The organism is Amycolatopsis endophytica, assembly GCF_013410405.1.
GTDB lineage: Bacteria > Actinomycetota > Actinomycetes > Mycobacteriales > Pseudonocardiaceae > Amycolatopsis_E > Amycolatopsis_E endophytica.
This window is the reverse complement of sequence record NZ_JACCFK010000001.1, coordinates 4,414,647-4,432,446: the sequence shown is the minus strand read 5'-3', so window position 1 is coordinate 4,432,446 and position 17,800 is coordinate 4,414,647. Positions and strand designations below refer to the sequence as shown.

Genomic DNA, 17,800 nt, shown 5'->3' with positions numbered 1-17,800 from the left:
CCTCACGTTCCGGCACCCGGCAGGATACGTTCGGTGACCGGCTGCCCGAGCGCCCGGTGCACCGCCGAGGGCACCTCCGCGGGATCGGTGAGCACCGCCGCCACGTAGGCGTCCGGGCGGATCACCCACACCTCGCCCGGCCGGGCCGCGAGTGCTCCGGCGAGCGCGCCGCTCACGTCGATCTCCGGCAGGTGCAGTACCCGCACCGGCGCGCTGGTGTCCCCCGGCGGTTCGAGGTTCACCCCTTCGGTGGTCAGCAGCAGCACCCCGTCCCGGGCCAGTTCCCGGAAGCGGCCGCACGCCGACCCGGTCACCGAGACCGGCACGTCGGGCACCACGATCCCCGGACCGGCCGCGGGCACCTGACCGCGTGGCGGGCGCCCGGCGAAGGGCCGCGAACGGTCGGCCGTGGTCAGCGGTGAATCGACGTACCAGAACGGCTCGGACAGACGGCCGGAATCCACCCGTGCCCGCACCGCCGGGTCCGTCGCCGCGGCCTCCAGCACCGAGAGCCGGTGACGGTGCTGGTCGGCCGTCTGGGGCACCAGGAAGTCCATCGTGGCCGTGGTGACCGCGATGTTCTCCACCGCCGCGGCGTGCCGCTCGTCGTGGTAGGACTCCAGCAGCTCCTCGCCCGCCCAGCCGTGCAGCACGAACGCGAGCTTCCACGCGGCGTTCTCGGCGTCACCAACCCCGGAGTTCAGGCCGCGCGCCCCGAAGGGCGACACCAGGTGCGCGCAGTCTCCGGCGAGCAGCACCCGGCCGACCCGCATCCGGTCGGCCACCCGCGAATGGAAGCGGTACACCGACTTCCACACGATCTCGTAGGACCGGTTCCCGATGATCGCGCGAATGCGGGCGTCCAGCGCGCCACTGGTCTCCTCGGCGTCCAGGTCGTAGTCGCCGGGGACCTGCCAGTCGATGCGGAACGTCGAGCCGGGGCACGGGTGGATCAGCACCTGGCGGCCCGGATTCCACGCCGGGTCGAAGTAGAACCGCCGCTCCTGCGCCCATCCGGGCAGCTCGGCGCGGATGTCGCAGATGAGGAACCGGTCGTCGAAGGAGTGGCCGCCGAATCCGACGCCCAGCTGCCGCCGGATGTCGTCACCACGGGCACCCGCGCACGCGACGGCGTAGTCGGCACGCAGCGGATCGCGGCCCTCGATCGTGAGCGTCACGCCGCCGGAATCCTGGTCGATCCCGGACACCCGGTGGCTCCAGCGCACGTCGATCAGCGGTGTGGCGGCGATGCACTCGTCCAGGATCTCCTCGGTGCGGGCCTGGGAGATGTTGACGAACGGCGGGAACGCCGAGGCGCCCGCGCCCGCCATGTCGTAGGCGAACAGCTCGCGGTCGCGGTGGAACGTGCGGGCCGTGGTCCAGGTGACGCCCTCCTCGGCGATGCGCCGTCCGGCGCCGACGGCCTCCCACACGTCGAGCACGTCACGCTGCTGGCAGATCGCCTTGGAACCGACCAGGTCCCGCTCGGCCCGTCCGTCCAGCAGCACCACCGGCACGCCCCACCGGGCGAGCAGCAGCGCGGTGGTCTGCCCGACCGGGCCGTTGCCGATCACCGCCACCCTGCGGTCTCTCATCGTGGTCATGTGCTCAGCCCTGCAGCTGGTCCCAGACCTCGCGGTCCCGCTGGGCCGTCCAGATCACCGGGCGCTCGACGCCGGACAGCTCGTCCCACAGCCGCGACACGTCGAAGGGCAGGCAGTGCTCGAAGATCGGCCAGTGCCCGTACCGCGGCGCCAGCGCGGCGTGGGTGCGCTCGAAGGCGTCCTTGAGGGTGCCGCCCGCCCGCTGCACGGCGCCCACCTCGCGGATCATCACGTCGAGGAAGCCGCGGGTCTGCTCGATCGCGGCGTCCACGGCGTCGCGGCCTCGGCTCACGGCGCCGCGGCCGCCGATCAGAGCCTCCGCGCCCAGCTCCTTGACGCGGTCCAGAGTGGACGATGCCCAGTCGCGGTGGAAGGCGTCGCCGGTGTAGAGGGCGGCCTCGGCCTCGACCAGGTCACCGGCGAAGAGGATCTTCTGGCGGGGCAGCCAGGCCACGATGTCGCCCTCGGTGTGCCCGCGCCCGCAGTACTGCAGGACGAGGTCGCCGCGGTCGCCGCCGAGGTCGATGGTGAGCCGGTCGGAGAAGGTGAGGGTGGGCCAGGTCAGGCCGGGCACCGAGTCGGCGGCCTTCGCCAGGCGCGGCATGCGGCCGAACTCGCTCTCCCAGTCCTCCTTGCCGCGCTCGGCGACCAGCGCGCGGGTGTTCTCGTGCGCGACGATCACCTCGGCGTCGAACGCGGAGGCGCCGAGCACGCGCACCGCGTGGTAGTGCGACAGCACGAGGTACCGGACCGGCTTGCCGGTGTGCTCGCGCAGTGTGGCGAGCCAGTCCTGGGCCGCGACCGGCGTGGCCAGCGCCTCGAAGCAGACGAGGAAGTCCTCCCCCTCGATGGCACCGACGTTCGGGTCACCTTCCGCGGTGAGCGCGTAGACGCCGTCGTCGAGCACCTCCAGGGTCTGTTCCTTCTCCGTCAGGTCGCCGGACGAGGCGAACGACTTCTGGGCCACTCTCGACACCTCCGATTAATCAAAGCTTTGACTATTTGAGACGTCAGCGTAACCCGGGTCACCCTCTATGGGAAGACTACTTCCGAAACCGGGCGGCAACCCGCACGTTGTTCGGAAGCGGGACGCGGAGGGGCCTAGCCTGAAGCGCATGACCGCAGAACCGGCCGCCCCCGATGAGCTGGACTACCTGACGTTCGTGGACTACGCGATCGCCAGGACCACGGCGGAACTGCCCGCGGTGGACGCGACGGCGATGCGCCTCGGACTGACGCTGCACCGCCTGACCAGCGCGCTCGTCTACGACTGGGAGTCGACGGTGCACCGCCCGCGCGGCTGGAGCTGGGGCGGATTCCGGGTGCTGTTCGTGCTGTGGCTGGCGGGCCCACTGGAGGCGAAGCGGGTCGCGCAACTGTCCGGCATGAGCCGCGCGGCGGTGTCGGCACTGGTCAACACGCTGGAGCGGGACGAACTGGTGTCACGCAGGCAGGCCGAGCACGACCGCCGCGCCGTGCTGCTGACCCTCACCGACGCCGGCCACGAGGCGATCACCAGCGCCTACGAGGCGCACAACGCCCGCGAGCAGGCGTGGGCCAACGCCCTGACCAAGCCGGAGCAGACGATCCTGATCGGGCTGCTGGAGAAGCTGACCACGAGTTCGGCGGCACTGGACGCGAAGCGCCGGTTCTGAGCGCGCGCGGCGCGGTCGAAGCCGCCAGTGAGGTCGCCTGACACGGGACGCCGCGGCGGATGGACGCACTCCGGGCGCCCAACCTGCGCCGCCGCGACACTCCGTCGTCTTGCGGGCGGATCGCCCACCTTTCGCCGCGACCCGAGTCGAGGCAACCTCCAGGTCCGCGCGGCGCAGCCACCACCTGCCCCGCCGAGCAACCACGTGAGCAACAGCCGTCCGCAGCCCACACGACTGTCGCGCCGCACCCCGGCCCGGTGATCATCGCGCCGCCGCGAGACCGAGGCGAGTGCGGCGGCGCCGGGCCCGAAGCGCCGGTTCCAGGGTGCGGGACAGCCGCGCCGCGGTCATCAAACCTTTGAACGTTTCAGGCGGCGGGCAGCGCGGCCTCGATCGCCTCGACGACCTCCGGCGCCTCCGGCTCGGTGCGCGGCCGGAAGCGGGCCACGACCTTGCCCTCGGCGTCGACGAGGAACTTCTCGAAGTTCCACTGCACGTCGCCACTTTCCCCGTCCGCGTCCGGGGTGCCCACCAGCTCGGTGTAGACCGGGTGGCGGTCCGGGCCGTTGACGTCGATCTTCTCGAACATCGGGAACGTGACGCCGTAGGTGGCCGAGCAGAACGTGGCGATTTCCTCCGCCGTACCCGGTTCCTGGCCCGCGAACTGGTTGCACGGGAACCCGACCACGGAGAAACCCTTGTCGCCGTAGCGTTCCTGCAGCCGCTCCAGCGCGGCGTACTGCGGCGTCAGACCGCACTTCGACGCGACGTTCACGACGAGCAGGGCCTTGGGCCCCAGCCCGCCCAGTGTCGCGGGTTCGCCGGCGAGCGTGCGCAGCTCGATGTCAGCCAGGGCCATGGAAACCTCCGCCAGTGGTGAGTGCCTGCACCACTGGCAACGCGATCACGGCCGGGCCGTTCCCCACGCGGCGCCGACCGTGACCAGCGTTACACCCGATCAGCCCAGCCGCTGGGCCGGAACCCCCGCGATCCCCTCCGAAGGTTTGAGCCCGAGTGCTTCCAGCAGCAGCGCGCAGTCCTCCGCGCTCCGCGACGCCGACGCGACCGCGCGAACGGCGCGGCGGCGCTGGGCCGCGATCAGTTCGGTGTCCTCGGCCGACGTCACCGGGACGTTGAAGTCGGCGACCTCCTGCAAGTGCTCTCGCATGTCATCCCCTGTCTGCACGTGATCCGTGTAGGGCGGCGGTACCCGGGGTAGCCGGTGGACCGGAGAAAGGAGCGGTCGATGAACGACTCCCCGGACCCGGTGCGAGCCGAGGGCCCGGCCGCCGTAACCGAAGGTACCCCCGACGGCCCGACCGTGCTGGTGCTCGATCCGACCGGTCTGGCCAAGCACGAGGGGCTTCCGGCGACCTGGCGGGACAAGACGGGCGCGTGGCAGGTGGTGTGGTGCCGGCTGCCCGCCGACGGCGGCCTCACCCAGGCCGACGACATCCTGTCCGACCCACCCGGCGAGACGGTGCACGTGGTCGCGAGCGGCCCGTTCGCCGACGGCGCGCTGCGGCTGGCCGAGAAACACGCCGGCGGGGTGCGCTCGGTGCTGCTGGTCGACCCGGCTGCCGACGAGTTCGTGCCACCCGGCGACGGCGAGGTCGCGGACCAGCACTGGGAGGACGACCACCGCGAGCGGATCGACGGACTGACGAAGAACGGCGTCGAGGTGCGGGTGATCGCCCACAGCACCGGCGGCGCGTCCGACCGGATCCCGGCGCCGCTGCCACTGGGCCACCCCGACGTGGTCGCCGGGGTCGCGGACGCCATCGATTCACTGGGAGCGTGATCGAGTGACCGAGCCCGACGAGGAATCCGTGCGCGACGCACTCGAGCGGGAATCGCCGCTGCCGCCCGACCCGGAGGCGCCCGTCGCGGACGCGCTGGAGCAGCGGCAGGCCATGGACGCGCCCGCCGGTTCGGCGCCCGACGTGACGATCGAGGCCGATCCGGGCGACGTGGCGGAGCAGCAGCGGGAAGTGGGCTACGAAACGGACGAGGAGGCACTTCGTGAGTGACCCGGCCCGGATCGTGATCATCGGCGGCGGCTACGTCGGCGCCACCACGGCACGGCAGCTGCGCAAGCGGCTCACCGACGGCGAGGCGCAGCTGACCGTGATCGACCCGCGCTCGTACATGACCTACCAGCCGTTCCTCGCCGAGGCCGCGGCCGGATCGGTCGAGCCACGGCACGTGGTCGTGCCACTGCGCGAGGTCCTGCCCGGCTGCAAGGTGATGGCGGCCGAGGCGACCGGCGTGGACACCGCCGCGAAGTCGGTGACGCTGGAAGTGGCCGACGGGCACGTCGAGCAGATCGGCTACGACGTGCTGGTGGTGGCGCCCGGTTCGGTGTCCAAGACGCTGCCCATCCCCGGCCTCGCCGAGCACGGCATCGGGTTCAAGACCCTGGAAGAGGCCATCTACCTGCGCAACCACGTGCTGTCCCGGCTCGACCTGGCGGCCAGCACGGTGGACCCCGACCTGCGGCGCAAGCTGCTGACCTTCATGTTCGTCGGGGGTGGCTACGCCGGCATCGAGGCGATGGCCGAGCTGGAGGACATGGCCCGCCACGCGCTCAAGGACTACGCGATCGACCGCTCCGAGCTGCGCTGGGTGCTGGTCGAGGCAGCCGACCGGATCATGCCGGAGGTCAGCTCCTCGCTGGCGAGCTACACGCTCGACGTGCTCGCCAAGCGCGGTTTCGAGATCCACCTCGGCACCACATTGAAGTCGTGCGAGGACTGCCACGTGGTGCTGGGCGACGACACCGAGTTCGACGCCGACACGATCGTGTGGACCGCGGGCGTCAAACCGAGCCCGATGCTCGCCGACACCGACCTGCCGCTGCACCCCACCGGCCGGGTCTGCTGCGCGACCACGCTGGAGGTCGACGGCGCGCCCGGCGCGTTCTCGGCGGGTGATGCCGCGGCCGTGCCGGACGTGACGAGCAAGCAACCGGGCGCGATCTGCGCGCCGTCGGCCCAGCACGCGTCGCGGCAGGCGGGCGTGCTGGCGAAGAACATCGAGGCGGCCCTGCGCGGCGGGCCGCTGCAGGGATACCGGCACTCCTACGCCGGTTCGGTCGCCAGTCTGGGCCTGTACCAGGGCGTCGCGCAGATCTACGGTGTGAAGCTGCGGGGCTGGCCGGCGTGGGCGCTGCACCGCGCTTACCACCTGATGACGATGCCGACCGCGCACCGCAAGACGCGGATCGCCGCGGACTGGCTGATCTCGCTGCCGTTCCGGCGCCAGATCGTCGCGACCGGCGAGCAGCAGCATCCGCGGCAGCAGTTCGTCCGCGCCAGCCGTGCCTGAGGGAGTCGCCATGGGGTTGCCGGTCGCGCGCAAGCTGATCGAGGACCACCTGGTGTCCGGCGAACCGGTGCCGGGCAGGGAGATCGGCCTGCGGGTCGACCAGACCCTCACCCAGGACGCCACCGGCACGCTGGTGATGCAGGAGCTGGAGGCACTGGGCCTGGACCGGGCACGCACCGAGGTCAGCGTCCAGTACGTCGACCACAACCTGCTGCAGGCCGACGAGAAGAACGCCGAGGACCACGCGTTCCTGCGCTCGGCGTGCCGCCGCTACGGGCTGTGGTTCTCCAAGCCGGGCAACGGGGTTTCGCACCCGACGCACATGCAGCGGTTCGGGGTGCCCGGCCAGACGATGGTCGGATCGGACTCGCACACGTGCGCCGCCGGGTCGCTCGGCATGCTCGCGATCGGGGTCGGCGGGCTGGAGGTCGCGATGGCGATCGCGGGCCAGCCGCTGTACCTGCGGATGCCGGAGATCTGGGGCGTGCGGCTGACCGGTGAGCTGCCGGAGTGGGTGTCGGCCAAGGACGTCATCCTGGAGATGCTGCGCCGCCACAGCGTCAAGGGCGGGCTGAACCGGATCGTGGAGTACCACGGGCCGGGCCTGGCGTCGCTGTCGGCGATGGACCGGCACGTCATCGCCAACATGGGCGCCGAGCTGGGCGCCACGACGACGGTGTTCCCCGCCGACGACGCGGTGCGCGGCTTCCTGCGGGCACAGGGCCGCGAGGACGACTTCACCGAGCTACTCGCCGATCCCGACGCGGTGTACGACGTCGAAGACGAGATCGACCTGTCCACTGTGGAGCCTCTGATCGCGTGTCCGTCCTCACCGGACAACGTGGTGCCGGTGCGCGAGGTGGCCGGGACCGAGGTGCGCCAGGTGGTCATCGGATCGTCGGCGAACCCGGGACTGCGGGACTTCGCCATCGCCGCCGCGATGGTGCGCGGACGGCAGTCCCACGACGCGGTGAGCTTCGACGTCAACCCGACCTCGCGCGAGATCCTCGAAGACCTGACGAAGATGGGCGCGACGCTGGACCTGGTGGCGGCGGGCGCGCGTCTGCACCAGGCCGGGTGCCTGGGGTGCATCGGGATGGGGCAGGCGCCCGCGGTGGGGCACAACTCGCTGCGCACGTTCCCGCGCAACTTCCCCGGCCGCTCCGGCACGAAGGAAGACCGCGTCTGGTTGTGCTCGCCGGAAACCGCGACCGCGGCGGCGCTGACCGGGGTGATCACCGACCCGCGGGAGCTGAGCATGGGCCACCCGGCGGTGGAGCTGCCCTCGCGCGCCACGGTCAACAGCGCGATGCTGGTGCCGCCGCTGCCACCGGAGCGGGCCGGGCAGGAGGAACTGGTCAAGGGCCCGAACATCTCGTCACTGCCGGACTTCCCTCCGCTGCCCGACGACATCGAGGCCCCCGTGCTGCTCAAGGTCGGCGACAACATCTCGACCGACGAGATCTCCCCCGCCGGCGCGCAGGCGCTGCCGTTCCGTTCGAACATCCCGAAGCTGGCCGACTTCACCTTCACGCGGGTCGACGAGACGTACCCGTCTCGGGCGCGCGAGACGGAGAACGGGCATTTCGTGGTCGGCGGCGACAACTACGGGCAGGGCTCCTCCCGCGAGCACGCCGCCATCACGCCGCGGCACCTCGGCCTGCGGGCCGTCATCGCGAAGTCGTTCGCGCGGATCCACTGGCAGAACCTGGCCAACTTCGGGATCCTCGCGCTGGAATTCACCGATCCCGCCGACTACGACCGCGTCGGGCAGGGGCACGTGCTGTCGCTGCACGATCTGCGCGCCCAGCTGGGCGAAGGTGAGGAGATCACGGCTTCGGACGTGACGGCGGGAACCGACATCGCGCTGCGGCACCGGCTCTCGCCCCGGCAGGTGGACGCCGTGCTGGCAGGCGGTCGAATCCCGCTGCTGGCACGCGACTGAACGCGGATCACACGTACGGACGACAATACGTAGCCCGGTCGGTGGTTCGGCGGATGTGTGCCTACCGCGCGGGCGGGCACCCTTTCTGGTATGACCGCGCAAGAAGTCCAGGCCCTGGCGGATGCCGCCGCCGGGCTGGTGCTGTACCACAACGGCCTCTGGGGCGCCCCGACCTGCTACATGTGGGCCGGCCCCGACGGAACCGCCGCCGGGCGCGTGCCGCCCTGGGAATGCGAAGCGCTCGACCGCCTCGGCTGGCGGAAACTGATCGTCACCGCGCCCGGTTCCGGGCCGGAGGACGGGCTCGTCCAGCCCACCGAGGCCGGCTTGGCGACGCTGCACGCGCAGCAGGCCCGCGCGGCCTGACCCTCCCCGCGGACGCAGCGGTCGCGGCCCGCGGTTCAGCGCGTGAAGTTCGTTCCGGCGTCCGGGCGATCGATTCCGGCTCACGCACGCGGGCGGGCGCGTCACTCCGCCAGTTCCGCACGCACCTCCGCCAGCAGCGCCCGCGCGGCGGGCGACAACGGCCGCACCGCCGAGTGCACCAGCGACACCGACCACCGCAACGACTCGGGCCCCACCGGCACCGCCACCACGCCGCGCATCCCCGCCGCGGCGCGGGCCGGTACGAATCCCACGCCCAGTCCCTGGCCGACGAGCGCCCGCGCGGTGGCGTAGTCGGAGACCTCCAGCGGCACCGACCGGCTCAGCCCCGCCCCCGCGAACGCCCGGTCCACCAGTGCCCGGTTGCCCCACCCCACCGGGAAATCCACAAAGGACTCCTCGGCCAGTTCGGTGAGCGTCACCACGGGACGTTCCGCCAGCGGGTGGTCCGGGGCGCACAGCAGGAGCAGATCCTCCTCGGAAACGATCTCGTGCGCCAGACCGGCGGGCGCCCGACCGGGCACCGACGCCAGCGCCAGGTCCATGGTCCCGTCCAGCACGGCGCGCACGTGCCCGGCCGAGCCCGTCGGCGAGTACTGCAACCGCACCGCGGCACGCGGATGCCTGCGTGAGAACCGTCCGAGCAGCCGCGGCACGTCGACCCGGCCGGTCGAGAGCAGCGAGCCCATGGTGACCACACCCCGCACCTCGCCACTCGCCCCGGCCGCGGCCTGCGCCGCCGCTCTCGCCGCGGCCAGTGCGGCACGCGCCTCGGGAAGCATCGCCTCACCAGCCGCCGTCAGCGCGACCCGTCGGCTGTCCCGGTCGAACAGCTCCGCCCCGACCTCCCGCTCCAGTGCGCGCACCGCCGTCGACACCGCCGACTGCACGACCCGCAACCGTTGGGACGCTCGCGTGAAGCTCAGCTCCTCGGCGACCGCCACGAAGTACGACAGCTGACGCAATTCCACCTCATCCATCTAACACGGAGATAGCTGCTAGTGGAAACATTCGTTGGACGAGATGGTGAGGTGAGCGCAGTCTGGGAGAAGACCGAAAGGACCTCGTCGTGACCACCCAGACCGTCGCTCCGCCCACCGCATCCCGCCGCCACGGCGCGGGCTTCTGGCTCGTCGCCTACACCCTCGCGGTGACCATGGGCTTCTCCGCCGCCCCGGCCCCGCTCTACGTGCTGTACCAGGCCAAGGACGGGTTCGGCCCGTTCACGGTCACACTCGTCTTCGCGGCCTACGCGCTCGGCGTCATCGCCAGCCTGTTCGTGGCCGGGCACGTGTCCGACTGGGTCGGACGGCGCCGGGTGCTGGTGCCCGCGGTGCTGGTCAACGTGCTGGCCGGGGTCGTGTTCCTGGTCTGGTCGTCGGTGCCGGCGCTGCTCGCGGCGCGGTTCCTGTCGGGCATCAGCATCGGCATGCTCACCGCGACCGCCACCGCGCACCTGACCGAACTGCACCTCGCCGCACGTCCGGGCGCCTCGCGGACCCGTGCCGACGTCGTCGCGACAGCGGCCAACCTCGGGGGCATCGGCCTCGGCCCGCTGGTCGCCGGGCTGCTGGCGGACCACGTCGCGGACCCGCTGCACGTGCCGTATCTGGTGTTCCAGGCGCTGATGCTGCTCGGCGCGCTCGCGGTGGCGCTCACCCCGGAAACGGTGACAGCCACGCGAACGCGGTACCGCCCGCAGCGCGTGTCCGTCCCGCCGCAGGCTCGCGCGCGCTACCTGGCCGCCGGCGCGGCGGCGCTCGCCGAGTTCGCGGTGTTCGGCCTGTTCACGTCGCTGGCACCGGGGTTCCTGGCGAACACGCTGCACCAGCATTCGCACACGCTGGCGGGGGTGAGCGTGTTCGCCGTCTTCGGCGCGGCGGCGCTGGCGCAGATCGTCCTCGCGCGGACCGCCTTGCCGCGGCTGCTCGGCCTGGGGCTCGGACTGCTGACGACCGGGCTGGTGCTGGTGACCGTGGCCGTGTGGTGGCCCAGCCTCGCGCTGTTCCTCGTCGGCGCCGTGCTCGCCGGGGCCGGTGCCGGTGCCGGGTTCAAGAGCAGCGTCGGAATCGTGCTCGGGGTGGCTCCGGAGGAGAGCCGTGGCGAAGCGCTGGCCGGACTGTTCCTCGCCGCCTACACCGGGCTCGCCGTGCCGGTGCTCCTGCTCGGGGTGGCGACGCGGGTCGTCGACATCCGGGTCGCGCTGCTCGGGTTCACCGTGGTGCTGCTGGTCATCCTGGCGGTCGTGGTGCGGCGGCTGTTCCGGGCGAGCTGAGGGCCTGCACGTCGGCGTAGGCGGGTACCGGCGGGATCTCGTGCCCGGACGCGACGGCGTCGACCGTGCGGACCACCGCCTCCAGCGCCGCCCGGAACAACAGTGATCCGCAGCTGACCCGCCGGACGCCGAGTTCCCGCAGGCGTCCGAGGCCGGGGCCTGCCGGGGAGAACAGGACGTTCACCGGGACGTCGACCGCCGCGACCACCGCGGCGATCGACGTTTCCCCGGTCAGGCCGGGCACGAACACCCCGTCCGCTCCGGCGTCGGCGTAAGCGCGCACGCGGGCGAGCGGGTCCTCGCCCGTGCCGAGCCAGTGCGTATCGGTGCGGGCGTTGACGAACAGGCCGGGCGCCGCGGACTTCAACGCGGCGACCAGTGCACACTGCTGCGCCGGGTCGGCCAGCCGCACGTTGTCGCGGCCGTCCTCGATGTTGACCCCGGCGACGCCGAGCGCCGCGAGTTCCGCACCGAGCGCGGCGACTTCGCCCGGATCATCGGAGAAGCCGCCTTCGATGTCGACGGTGACGTGGCACGGCAGACGGGTCAGGCGCCGCGCGAGGGCGACGGTCTCGTCCCGGGTCGCGCCCGTGCCGTCCGGAAGTCCCGCCGCGGCGGCCACGCCGAGACTGGTCGTGCCGATCGCCGGAAACCCCTCCGCGACGAGGACCGCCGCCGAGGCGTAGTCCCACGCGTTGGGCAGCAGCAGGGGTTCCGGGCCGTGGTGGAGATCGGTGAAGCTCATGCCGCGACGCTAACGACGGGAACTGTCGGTCGGGGCCGATACGGCCGGCCGAGCAGGCGGTGTCAAGGCGGGAAAGCGTGCCTTGACTCCGCCTGATCGTCCGCAGAACTGGGCTTCGGATCGGGGTGCGGGGGAGGTGCGGGCGGCTGGGTGGGGTCAGTGGCAGCCGCAAGACCGGCGTGGCACCAATGTGGGCGAGGCGGAGCCTTCTCGCGGCTGACGCGTGGCGGCGCGCTGGCACTGACCCGACGGGCAGCCGTGCACGTCGCAGGTGCTCCACGCCGATCCGGCCGATCGGCGTCGTCCGTGCCGATCGTTCTCCGTTTCGCGAGCGGGGACGACGGCGACGGCGGGCCGGGCCCCGGACAGCTCCGGCCCTGCGGGGGAACGGGAGCCGCGACGAGACCGGCAAGGAATTGTCCGTTTTTCTCCCGGAAATCGCATTTCCCCGGATTAGGCCACCCGGGTGCGATCCGGATCACGCGTTCCCATTCTGCGAGCCCTATCACTCGAACCGGTGGAAATCAGTTAGCATAGGTCAACTAATTTTTCCCGCATCGGTCAACGGCGACGAACTTCCCTGGTTGGAGTGATGGAAGTGCAGTCTGCCTCGCAGACGCTCCCTGCCCCGGGCACGCACCGGCTCGGGCCCACGGGTGACGACCTCGGTCCCCGCTACAAGTGGATCGCACTGTCGAACACCACCCTGGGCATGCTGATGGCCACGATCAACTCCTCGATCGTGCTCATCGCACTGCCCGACATCTTCCGCGGCATCGACATCAACCCGCTGGAGCCCTCGAACACCAGCTACCTGCTGTGGATGATGATGGGCTTCCTCGTCGTCACGGCGGTCCTCGTCGTCGGTTTCGGACGCCTGGGCGATATGTACGGCCGGGTCCGGATGTACAACCTCGGGTTCGCGGTCTTCGCCGTTTCCTCCATCTTCCTCGCCATCACCTGGATGGACGGCGCGACGGCCGCGATCTGGATGATCGCCTGGCGCATCGTGCAGGGCGTCGGCGGCGCGTTCCTCATGGCGAACTCCAGCGCCATCCTCACCGACGCCTTCCCCAGGCACCAGCGCGGCATGGCGCTGGGCATCAACGGTGTCGCGGCGATCGCGGGCTCCTTCCTCGGCCTGGTGATCGGCGGCCTGCTCGGCCCGGTCGAATGGCGCCTGGTGTTCCTGGTCTCCGTCCCGTTCGGCGTCTTCGGCACCATCTGGGCCTACCTCAAGCTCAAGGACACCAGCGACCGCCACCGCGCGAAGATGGACTGGTGGGGCAACGTGACCTTCGCGGTCGGCCTCATCGCCGTGCTCGTCGGCATCACCTACGGCATCCAGCCCTACGGCGGGCACACCATGGGCTGGACGAGCCCGTTCGTGCTGGCCTGCCTCATCGGCGGCATCGCCGTGCTCGTCGTCTTCTGCGTGATCGAAACCAAGGTCGCCAACCCGCTGTTCAACCTCGGGCTGTTCAAGATCCGCTCGTTCACCTTCGGCAACATGGCGAACCTGCTCGCCTCGCTCGGCCGCGGCGGCCTGCAGTTCGTCCTGATCATCTGGCTGCAGGGCATCTGGCTGCCGCAGCACGGCTACAGCTTCGAGAAGACCCCGCTGTGGGCCGGCATCTACATGTTGCCGCTGACGATCGGGTTCCTGATCTCCGCGCCGGTCTCCGGCATCATCTCCGACCGCATCGGTGGCCGTCTGCTCTCCACCGGCGGCATGCTGATCACCGCCGTGAGCTTCGTGCTGCTGGAGGTACTGCCCGTCAACTTCAACTACTGGGCCTTCGCCGCGATCCTGCTCGTCAACGGGCTCGGCATGGGCCTGTTCACCTCGCCCAACCGCGCCGAGGTGATGAACAGCCTGCCCAACAACGCGCGCGGCGCGGGCGCCGGCATGACCGCGACGTTCCAGAACTCGGCGATGGTGCTGTCCATCGGCTTCTTCTTCAGCCTGATGATCGCCGGACTCGCCGACCACCTGCCGACCGCGATGGCACAGGGCCTGACCGCCCACGGCGTCCCGGCCGCCGACGCGAACTCGATCGCGTCCCTGCCACCGGTGGGCGTGCTGTTCGCCGCGTTCCTCGGCTACAACCCGATCGAACAACTCCTCGGCGGCGTCCTCAACACGCTTCCTCCGGACCAGGCATCCTTCCTCACCGGCCGCAGCTTCTTCCCGCAGCTGATCTCCGGCCCGTTCGCCGACGGCCTGACCGCCGCGTTCTGGTTCGCGATCATCGCGTCCGTGGTCGCCGCGCTCGCGTCGTGGTTCACCGGCCCGTTCCGCAAGGCCGCGCCGGGGCTGCCCCACGAGACTCCCGGGTCCGAACTGGCCGCGGCCGCCGGCGAGATCGTCGACATCAGCGAACACGACACCGTCACCGCCGGGCCCGGGCAGATCGCCGGCCGCCTGCGCACCGCGGGAGGAAACGCTCTCGCGGGTGGTGTGGTCACCGTGACCGGAGCCGACGGCAGACAGGTCGGCCGCACCAGGGCCGCGGACGACGGCGGCTACTCGGTGTCCGGCCTGTCCGCGGGCACCTACACGCTCATCGTCACCGCCAACGGCTTCCGCCCGGAGGCCGCCGCCGTGACCGTCAACGGGGCGGGCGCGGTCCGCGACTTCGTCGTCGCGGGCGGCGGCACGATCACCGGGATCGTGCGCCGCTCCCCCGGCGGCGACGGCGTCGGGGACACGGCGGTGGTCGCCACGGACGGCAGCGGCCAGGTGGTCGCACAGACCGTCACCCTCGCCGACGGGACGTTCCAGCTCACCGGCCTTCCCGCCGGGGAGGTCACCGTGACCGCCCACCTCGACGGCCACCGCCCGGTGGCGGCCACCGTCGTCGTGTCCGGTGCCGAGCCCGCGATCGCCGACCTGCTCGTCCAGGCCGCCGGGGCGCTGCACGGCACCGTCACCGGCCCGGACGGGGCCCCGGTGGCGGGCGCCAAGATCACGGTCAGCGACAGCGCGGGCGCGCTCGCCGCCGAGACCGTGACCGACGAGCGCGGCGAGTACGAGCTGAGCGATCTGGCTCCCGGCGACTACACGGTGGTGACCAGCCTGTTCGAACCGGCGGTGCACCAGGTCGACCTCGCGGGCGGCGAGCCGGCCACCGTCGACGTCGACCTCCTGTCCGGCCGTCCCGAGCAGGCGCGCTCATGACCAGCACGCACGTCCCGCCGCAGAGCCGCGGCGGCACCGAGGTGACCGGGCAGGTGCGCGACGAAGCGGACGTGCCGGTGCCCGGTGCCGCGGTCACGCTGGTCGACTCGACCGGCCAGCAGATCGCCCGCGGCACCACCGGCGGCGACGGCGGCTACCGGCTGCCCGCGCCGGGCCGCGGCGTCTACGTGCTGATCGCGTCGGCGCCCGCGTACCGGCCGGAGGCCGCCACGGTGACCATCGGCGAGGCGGCGGCCGGCCTGGACCTCGTGATGACCGGCGCGACCGGGCTGGGCGGCGTGGTGCGCGCCGGCTCCACCGGCGTCCCGGTGATGGACGCGATCGTGACGTTGACCGACTTCCGCGGCGAGGTCATCGGCTCGGGCATGTCCGGCCGGGGCGGCGAGTACTCGTTCGGCGCCCTGCCCGCCGGGGCCTACACGATCGCCGTCAACGCACCGGGGTACCGGCCCACCGCCGTCGCGGTCACCATGAGCGACGCGGCGGTGCGACAGGACGTCGACCTCGCCGACGCCGCCGTCATCCGCGGTTCGGTCAACGTGCGCGATCTGCCCCGGCCGTGGCCGCGGATCACGGTGAGCCTGCTGGACGAGTCGGGCACCGTCGTCCGCAGTACGCACGCGGGCGAGGACGGGCGCTACGCCTTCCACGACCTCGAACCCGGCACCTACACCGTCGTCGCTACGAGTTACGCACCGGTACGGCAGGCGGCGCGGGTCGGGAACGGGCGGACCCGCCTCGACGTGCACCTGGCCTGAGCCTTGCGACCAGGCCGTTTCCCCTGGCACGCCACGGGAAACGGCCTGCCCGCACCATGCGTCGACCCCCCGGGCACGGTGCGTCAAGATCGCGGAGAGTGGTGGACACGGGCGGGGTCCAAGTGGTTGCATAGCGTTTACCGGCGCGGGGGTTCGGCCAGACACGGGGGAGGTTTCCCCGTGGCGGTGGGCCCTTCGCACGTGAGAGAACCCAGGCAGTAAGGACGACATGGCGACGCGGGCTCGAGAACTGCTCATCCGCTCACGCGCGCTGCTGGACCGCTCCCGGGAAGCGGCCACGCAGCTCTTCGGCCCACCACCCGCGCAGCCACCGCCCCGGCGGCCGCCGGTCATCGTGCAGTCGCCGTCGCAGGCCGAGCGCGAACGGGCCGCCGAGGAAGCGCTTGCCGCACTGTGCGCGAACGTGGCGCTGCGGGACCTGAACCTGGTCGACTCCCTCCTCGCCCACCTGGAGGAGATGGAGGCCAAGGAGCAGGACACCGACCGGCTCGGCGAACTCTACCGGCTCGACCACCTCGCGACCCGGTTGCGGCGCAACGCGGAGAACCTGCGGGTGCTCGCGGGCCGCGACGCCAGTGACGCGGCCACCGACACCACCTCGCTCGTCGACGTGGTGCGCGGCGCGATGTCGTCGATCGACCAGTACGCGCGCGTCACCATCGGGCGCATCGTGTCGCTGGGCGTGGTCGGCTTCGCCAGCGAGGACCTCAGCCGCCTGCTCGCCGAACTGCTGGACAACGCGACGAAGTCCTCGCCGCCCAACACGCCCGTGCGCGTCAGCGCGCACCTGACCGAGCAGGGCAGCGTGCTGGTGCGCATCGAGGACGAGGGCATCGGCCTGCCCCCGGACCGGCTGCGCGATCTCAACGACCGCCTCTCCGGCGAGCCGGTGCTCGACGACTCGGCCGTGCGCCACATGGGACTCGCGGTGGTGCGGCGGCTGTCGGTGCGGCACGAGATGCGCACCTGGCTCGACCGCCGCGTGCCACACGGCACCACGGCGTCGGTGCTGCTGCCCGCCGGGCTCGTCGCCGATCTGCCCGAAGCGAGCTGGTCGGGCCAGCAGACGGTGGTCTTCCCGCAGACGCCGCGCGGCACCACGGCGGCGGTCGCCGAGGCGGCGGCGCCCGTCCGCCCGCGTAGCGGCCTGCCCAAACGCACCCCGGCCGCGCCACCGCCGAAGCCGTCGCCGCAGCCGCAGCGGCGGCAGCCCGGTTCGATGGTCGGCGGCACCACGGCCAGCGGTCTGCCGCGCCGCGTCTCGCACAGCCTCAAGAACCCCACCGGCCAGGCCCCGGAGGAGCCGACGCGGCCCCCTGCGGAAGACCGCGAGGCGGGACACGAGAAACTACTCGCCGATCTCGGCGCCTTCACCGACGGTGAGCGCGAGGCACGCGAGAAGCAGGGCTCCGACGAATCCGGGGAGAAGCAGCAGTGACCGCCGACACCGGCCAGGACTTCACCTGGCTGATCAACGACTTCGTCCGCAAGGTCCACGGCGTGTCACACGCTCTGATCATGTCCTCGGACGGGTTCCCGCTGACCGCGTCCGACGAGATGTCCACCGAGGAGCGCGAACAGCTCGCCGCGATCGCCAGCGGCCTGCTCAGCCTCGCCCGCAACAGCGCTTCGCTGTTCGACAAGGGCACCTGCGAGCAGATCATCATCCGGCTGACCCACGGGTACTTCCTGTTCATGGGCATCGACGCCCACGCCGGCCTTGCGGTGCTGACCACGTCGGAGTGCGACATGAAGGTGGTCGCCTACGAGATGACGCAGTTCGTCTCCAGTGCCGGCCACGCGCTGACCCCCGAGATGCGCGCGGACCTGCGCCGCGTGCTCACCGGCCGACGGCCCCAGGCCTAGCCAGTCCCGACAGGATGT

At 71.7% G+C, this 17,800-nt stretch carries 17 protein-coding genes; 11 read left to right on the top strand and 6 right to left on the bottom strand.

Annotated features, from left to right (window positions below):
• Positions 1–2: 2 nt before the first annotated feature.
• Both HNR02_RS21865 and HNR02_RS21860 read right to left on the bottom strand, forming a co-directional pair.
• Entirely contained in the window at positions 3–1,595 is a 1,593-nt protein-coding gene (locus HNR02_RS21865; RefSeq protein ID WP_246339146.1) for an FAD-dependent monooxygenase, read from the bottom strand.
• 13 nt (positions 1,596–1,608) lie between these two features.
• Positions 1,609–2,571 carry an MBL fold metallo-hydrolase gene (locus tag HNR02_RS21860; protein WP_179774993.1) on the bottom strand — a complete coding sequence of 321 codons (963 nt, stop codon included), beginning with the start codon at positions 2,569–2,571 and terminating at the stop codon, positions 1,609–1,611.
• A gap of 148 nt (positions 2,572–2,719) precedes the next feature.
• Between HNR02_RS21860 and HNR02_RS21855 the strand changes: the two genes are divergently transcribed.
• The gene (locus HNR02_RS21855; RefSeq protein ID WP_179774992.1) at positions 2,720–3,259 is read left to right on the top strand and encodes a MarR family winged helix-turn-helix transcriptional regulator; all 540 of its coding nucleotides are present in this window, start codon (positions 2,720–2,722) and stop codon (positions 3,257–3,259) included.
• Positions 3,260–3,626: 367 nt separating this feature from the next.
• Here HNR02_RS21855 and HNR02_RS21850 read toward each other — a convergent pair whose 3' ends face one another.
• Both HNR02_RS21850 and HNR02_RS21845 read right to left on the bottom strand, forming a co-directional pair.
• Positions 3,627–4,118: a glutathione peroxidase gene (locus tag HNR02_RS21850; protein ID WP_179774991.1), complete on the bottom strand. Its 492-nt coding sequence runs from the start codon at positions 4,116–4,118 to the stop codon at positions 3,627–3,629.
• Between the two features lie 99 nt (positions 4,119–4,217).
• A complete protein-coding gene (locus HNR02_RS21845; RefSeq protein WP_179774990.1) occupies positions 4,218–4,427 on the bottom strand; it encodes a hypothetical protein in 210 nt (69 codons plus the stop codon).
• A gap of 78 nt (positions 4,428–4,505) precedes the next feature.
• On the opposite strand from HNR02_RS21845, the gene HNR02_RS21840 reads away from it, so the two are divergent.
• From HNR02_RS21840 to HNR02_RS21820, 5 genes are all read left to right on the top strand, one after another.
• On the top strand, positions 4,506–5,060 hold the full coding sequence (locus HNR02_RS21840; RefSeq protein WP_179774989.1) for a hypothetical protein: 555 nt from the start codon (positions 4,506–4,508) through the stop codon (positions 5,058–5,060).
• Positions 5,061–5,064: 4 nt separating this feature from the next.
• Positions 5,065–5,289 carry a hypothetical protein gene (locus tag HNR02_RS21835; protein ID WP_179774988.1) on the top strand — a complete coding sequence of 75 codons (225 nt, stop codon included), beginning with the start codon at positions 5,065–5,067 and terminating at the stop codon, positions 5,287–5,289.
• Positions 5,282–6,586 carry an NAD(P)/FAD-dependent oxidoreductase gene (locus tag HNR02_RS21830; RefSeq protein WP_179774987.1) on the top strand — a complete coding sequence of 435 codons (1,305 nt, stop codon included), beginning with the start codon at positions 5,282–5,284 and terminating at the stop codon, positions 6,584–6,586. Before HNR02_RS21835 ends, HNR02_RS21830 begins: the two co-directional genes overlap by 8 nt.
• A gap of 10 nt (positions 6,587–6,596) precedes the next feature.
• Positions 6,597–8,531: an aconitate hydratase gene (locus HNR02_RS21825; RefSeq protein ID WP_179774986.1), complete on the top strand. Its 1,935-nt coding sequence runs from the start codon at positions 6,597–6,599 to the stop codon at positions 8,529–8,531.
• Positions 8,532–8,621: 90 nt separating this feature from the next.
• Positions 8,622–8,897: a hypothetical protein gene (locus HNR02_RS21820; RefSeq protein ID WP_179774985.1), complete on the top strand. Its 276-nt coding sequence runs from the start codon at positions 8,622–8,624 to the stop codon at positions 8,895–8,897.
• 101 nt (positions 8,898–8,998) lie between these two features.
• Here HNR02_RS21820 and HNR02_RS21815 read toward each other — a convergent pair whose 3' ends face one another.
• On the bottom strand, positions 8,999–9,895 hold the full coding sequence (locus tag HNR02_RS21815) for a LysR family transcriptional regulator (protein ID WP_179774984.1): 897 nt from the start codon (positions 9,893–9,895) through the stop codon (positions 8,999–9,001).
• 89 nt (positions 9,896–9,984) lie between these two features.
• Between HNR02_RS21815 and HNR02_RS21810 the strand changes: the two genes are divergently transcribed.
• Entirely contained in the window at positions 9,985–11,190 is a 1,206-nt protein-coding gene (locus HNR02_RS21810) for an MFS transporter (protein WP_179774983.1), read from the top strand.
• Here the strand turns inward: HNR02_RS21810 and HNR02_RS21805 are convergent.
• A complete protein-coding gene (locus tag HNR02_RS21805) occupies positions 11,147–11,935 on the bottom strand; it encodes an isocitrate lyase/PEP mutase family protein (protein ID WP_179774982.1) in 789 nt (262 codons plus the stop codon). The two genes, HNR02_RS21810 and HNR02_RS21805, sit on opposite strands and share 44 nt — an antisense overlap.
• A gap of 712 nt (positions 11,936–12,647) precedes the next feature.
• Between HNR02_RS21805 and HNR02_RS21800 the strand changes: the two genes are divergently transcribed.
• The 4 genes from HNR02_RS21800 (at position 12,648) to HNR02_RS21785 (ending at position 17,782) form a co-directional block, all read left to right on the top strand.
• A complete protein-coding gene (locus tag HNR02_RS21800) occupies positions 12,648–15,116 on the top strand; it encodes an MFS transporter (RefSeq protein WP_312861154.1) in 2,469 nt (822 codons plus the stop codon).
• On the top strand, positions 15,113–15,895 hold the full coding sequence (locus HNR02_RS21795) for an MSCRAMM family protein (protein ID WP_179774981.1): 783 nt from the start codon (positions 15,113–15,115) through the stop codon (positions 15,893–15,895). Before HNR02_RS21800 ends, HNR02_RS21795 begins: the two co-directional genes overlap by 4 nt.
• Positions 15,896–16,124: 229 nt before the next feature.
• Positions 16,125–17,354: a sensor histidine kinase gene (locus tag HNR02_RS21790; RefSeq protein ID WP_179774980.1), complete on the top strand. Its 1,230-nt coding sequence runs from the start codon at positions 16,125–16,127 to the stop codon at positions 17,352–17,354.
• Positions 17,351–17,782 carry a roadblock/LC7 domain-containing protein gene (locus HNR02_RS21785; protein WP_179774979.1) on the top strand — a complete coding sequence of 144 codons (432 nt, stop codon included), beginning with the start codon at positions 17,351–17,353 and terminating at the stop codon, positions 17,780–17,782. The genes HNR02_RS21790 and HNR02_RS21785 overlap by 4 nt, the downstream gene beginning before the upstream one ends.
• The last annotated feature ends 18 nt before the right edge of the window (positions 17,783–17,800 follow it).

Excerpts from the sequence above, each read along its gene's own strand:
- HNR02_RS21865 (WP_246339146.1), bottom strand. The coding sequence starts at position 1,595 with ATGAGAGACCGCAGGGTGGCGGTGATCGGCAACGGCCCGGTCGGGCAG.
- HNR02_RS21855 (WP_179774992.1), top strand. The coding sequence starts at position 2,720 with ATGACCGCAGAACCGGCCGCCCCCGATGAGCTGGACTACCTGACGTTC.
- HNR02_RS21850 (WP_179774991.1), bottom strand. The coding sequence starts at position 4,118 with ATGGCCCTGGCTGACATCGAGCTGCGCACGCTCGCCGGCGAACCCGCG.
- HNR02_RS21845 (WP_179774990.1), bottom strand. The coding sequence starts at position 4,427 with ATGCGAGAGCACTTGCAGGAGGTCGCCGACTTCAACGTCCCGGTGACG.
- HNR02_RS21840 (WP_179774989.1), top strand. The coding sequence starts at position 4,506 with ATGAACGACTCCCCGGACCCGGTGCGAGCCGAGGGCCCGGCCGCCGTA.
- HNR02_RS21825 (WP_179774986.1), top strand. The coding sequence starts at position 6,597 with ATGGGGTTGCCGGTCGCGCGCAAGCTGATCGAGGACCACCTGGTGTCC.
- HNR02_RS21820 (WP_179774985.1), top strand. The coding sequence starts at position 8,622 with ATGACCGCGCAAGAAGTCCAGGCCCTGGCGGATGCCGCCGCCGGGCTG.
- HNR02_RS21815 (WP_179774984.1), bottom strand. The coding sequence starts at position 9,895 with ATGGATGAGGTGGAATTGCGTCAGCTGTCGTACTTCGTGGCGGTCGCC.
- HNR02_RS21805 (WP_179774982.1), bottom strand. The coding sequence starts at position 11,935 with ATGAGCTTCACCGATCTCCACCACGGCCCGGAACCCCTGCTGCTGCCC.
- HNR02_RS21800 (WP_312861154.1), top strand. The coding sequence starts at position 12,648 with ATGCTGATGGCCACGATCAACTCCTCGATCGTGCTCATCGCACTGCCC.
- HNR02_RS21795 (WP_179774981.1), top strand. The coding sequence starts at position 15,113 with ATGACCAGCACGCACGTCCCGCCGCAGAGCCGCGGCGGCACCGAGGTG.
- HNR02_RS21790 (WP_179774980.1), top strand. The coding sequence starts at position 16,125 with ATGGCGACGCGGGCTCGAGAACTGCTCATCCGCTCACGCGCGCTGCTG.